Below are 3,406 nucleotides of genomic sequence, written 5' to 3'. Positions count from 1 at the left end.
GTATTGTCCAACGGGAAGAACAGGAAGATGAGCCTCAAGCTAAATTAGAGTCGGGTATTGTTCAACGTTCAGAAGAAGATGATGAACCTCAAGCTAAATTAGAATCAGGTATTGTTCAACGTTCAGAAGAAGAAGAAGAACCTCAAGCTAAATTAGAGTCGGGTATTGTTCAACGTTCAGAAGAAGAAGAAGAACCTCAAGCTAAATTAGAGTCGGGTATTGTTCAACGCTCAGAAGAAGATGATGAACCTCAAGCGAAATTAGAGTCGGGTATTGTTCAACGGGAAGAACAGGAAGAAGAACCCACCCAAATGAAAGTACAGTCCCTACCCGTCATCAGTGAAACCAAAGGGCGGCAGTCAAATCGTCAATTTCCGCCGATGCAAGTTAAACTGAATCTTGCACCTAGAGATAGTGTTCAATCATTACCTATACCCGTACAACGGAAAATGGAATGGGCATTTAATACCGATTTTTCCGGGGTGCGAGTCCATACAGGGCCACAAGCTAAACAAATTCAAGCAAAAGCCTTTACTCAAGGTTCAGATATTCACTTTCAACCCGATCAATATAATCCCCACAGTCAACAAGGTCAAGAATTATTAGGACATGAACTCACCCATGTTGTTCAACAACGGGCCGGGAGAGTGAATAAAAAACCTCAAAGTAAAGGCAATAGAATCAATTTTGATTATCAATTAGAAGCTGAAGCAGATAATTTAGGAGCCAAGGCATCTCAGGGTGAACAAGTAGAAGTTTTAGGGGCAAAAAGTTTACCAAAATTGTATTCATCTCAAACCATTCAACGAAAAACTCAGGATATAACACCCCTGGATGATAAGATAGTAAATAAAGGTTTGATTGGAAAAAATAGAACGCAAGTTATTCAAAATAAAATCCGAGAATATAATGCGATCTTGAAAGAAGATAAAGATTACAAAACACAACAAAAAATATTAAACAGAATTGACCACAAAACCAGAAAATGGTTAGAGCAGCATAAGGATGATAAGAGAGCACCCCGTCTTTCACAACTACTGACAGAAGTTGTGAAAGAAGGAACAGAAGTCAAAATACAAAAAGCGAAATCGAGCCAAGGATATGTTGATAAGTTAAAACAAAATGTTGTTGGTGATAAGGCGGTCGAAGGAATCAATGCCGGAGGAACAGCTTATAGTGCAGTTAAAGCCAGTGGTGCGTTAACGCCTGACAATCAGATGACTTTTGGACAGCAAACTAAGTCCTTAGTTGAAGGTGTTAATGAAAGTGTTAACCAGGGAAGTAATTTGACGTCAACTGAAAAAATTGCCAATTTATCTCAGAATTATGCTGATATAGTTAAAGCATCTCCTGTTGCTGCATTGGGGGGATCAGTCGTATCTTTACTGATGTCAATTTATAATCTAGTAGACAGCTATTCAATTCTGAGTGCTTTGGGCAGTTCTGCTAAGAATTTAGGAGTTCTCAAAGAAGTAGAGAATACTGAACCGGAACAGGAGAAGGATAGCTTATTTCTGGCCTACGAAGCGCTAGAAATTAACAGAAGTGGAAAATCTACAGATAATAATCAGGAATTACAAAAATCAACGAAATATGGTTATGCTAAAGTTAAAAGAAGATTTTTTGGAGCCATTTATGATGTGATCAGTAATATCGTCAATATTGTTGGTCAAATTTTAACAGTTACTGGTGTAGGGGCATTAGTAGGGGCAATCATTTCTACAGGAACAAAAGTTATAGATTTAGTCACACTAACGATTCGTAAAATCAAAGGATTATATAAAATTTTAACAGGAAAACGAGGGGTTAAACGTCAATTAAGTGCAGAGACTATCGTACAAGATGCTCTCAATGGTAATGGCGAGGCTCTAAATTTATTAGTTAAGTTAGATCCTCTAGGAGTAGCTGGAAGACGAATTGTGGGTATTCTGAAAGTTAAAGATCTTAAGGGTATTAAAAAGCCAGAAACACAGGATCAAATGAAAGAGTTTTTGATCCAAATCAAAAAAGGAAAACTGGGTTCTATAACACTTTCAGATTTTATTACGGCGGTTGCAGAACAGCTTAAATCTTTCTAAGAGTAGAATTAAATTAAGAAGAAATTTTTATGAGGAAAATATAAAAAATGATGTTGAACAATAACACAGAAACAGCATTAGAATTTTCACCGATTGATCGAGAGTTGATATTTCGGGAAGATTCTGATAATTTATTGGCTTTTAAAAGCATAGCGATCGCCCTTAACAAAAAACCCAATAATCACTATGATCGCTGCTGTTTAAAACTTCATATCAGTGATGAACAGTATCAAAATATTCTCAATAATCAGTTATTTAACCTAAAAAAAGATGCCTTAATTCCCATCAAAGAAGGAGAATTTAAACCGGGTTTAAATCTGGATTTGGTCATAGAATTACGTCCCGATTTATTACCCCAATTCTCAGAATGTAAGACCAACGATGCTATTATTGATCACCTCAATACTGCTCCTGCTAATACCGATTCAGATCAAGAGTTAAATTATACAGAAAATTGGTATTGTTTAATAGTAGAACAACAGCAAGAAACCGATGTTATTCAATATCGAACGGTTTGGGATTATCTTAAATTAAGTGCAGCCTTTAACACCCTAAATGGGGCTTCAGAAATCTTACAATCCCTATCTAATTTTCTCAAAGAAACCTTTAATCAAATCGAAACTGATGAAATTGAGAATGATCAATCAAATGGTCAGATTTCCCTAGATACAAATAATTTTATTAAATTTCTCAAAACTATTGATCCTGATGAAGATAGGGAAAGTGATCAATCTCGCTCAATTTCCGAAGTTATGCGAGAATTTTTTACCGAAGATGATTGGGAATTTGTGGAAATGTCGGAAGAATCGATTTTACAAATGGTGTTTGAAGGAGATCATGGACGTTGGACTTGTTTCGCTTTAGCCATAGAAGAAAATCGACAATTTGTATTTTACTCCCTGTGTCCAGTCAATACACCACCTGAAAAATTATCAGCTATGGCAGAATTCTTAACTAAAGTTAACTATGGCACAACAATAGGGAATTTTGAACTAAATTATACTGATGGTGAAATTCGCTACAAAACCAGTATTGATGTAGAACATGAACGTTTTACCACCGGACTTGTGAATAATTCAGTTTATATTAATGTTTTGACAATGGATAAATATTTGCCAGGAATTATGGCTATTATTAATAATAAATTATCCCCAGATGATGCGATCGCCTTCGCTGAATCCTCAGAACAGGGAACGGGGAATAGGGAATAGGTAATTACGAATTACGAATTACGAATTACGAATGGGGAATAGAAAGAGTTTACCTCCCCTGCTCCCCCTGCTCCCCCTGCGGCCACTGAGCCTGTCGAAGTGCCCCCTGCCTCCCCT

Annotated in this window: 2 protein-coding genes; both read left to right on the top strand. The window is 36.7% G+C overall.

Going from position 1 to position 3,406, the window contains the following annotated elements:
• Positions 1-2,078 (top strand): eCIS core domain-containing protein (locus PL9631_RS17010; RefSeq protein ID WP_083622157.1); only part of this gene is annotated, 2,078 nt, incomplete at its 5' end.
• Between the two features lie 47 nt (positions 2,079-2,125).
• The gene (locus PL9631_RS17005) at positions 2,126-3,289 is read left to right on the top strand and encodes a type III secretion system chaperone family protein (RefSeq protein ID WP_083622155.1); all 1,164 of its coding nucleotides are present in this window, start codon (positions 2,126-2,128) and stop codon (positions 3,287-3,289) included.
• Positions 3,290-3,406 lie beyond the last annotated feature (117 nt).

It is taken from the genome of Planktothrix paucivesiculata PCC 9631, from assembly GCF_900009265.2.
GTDB classification, from domain to species: Bacteria; Cyanobacteriota; Cyanobacteriia; order Cyanobacteriales; family Microcoleaceae; genus Planktothrix; species Planktothrix paucivesiculata.
Note: the sequence above shows the minus strand (reverse complement) of the source record. Positions and strands in the feature narration are given on the sequence as shown.

Bases quoted from the DNA above. Each gene is read 5' to 3' on its own strand.
- PL9631_RS17005 (WP_083622155.1), top strand. From the start codon at position 2,126: ATGATGTTGAACAATAACACAGAAACAGCATTAGAATTTTCACCGATT.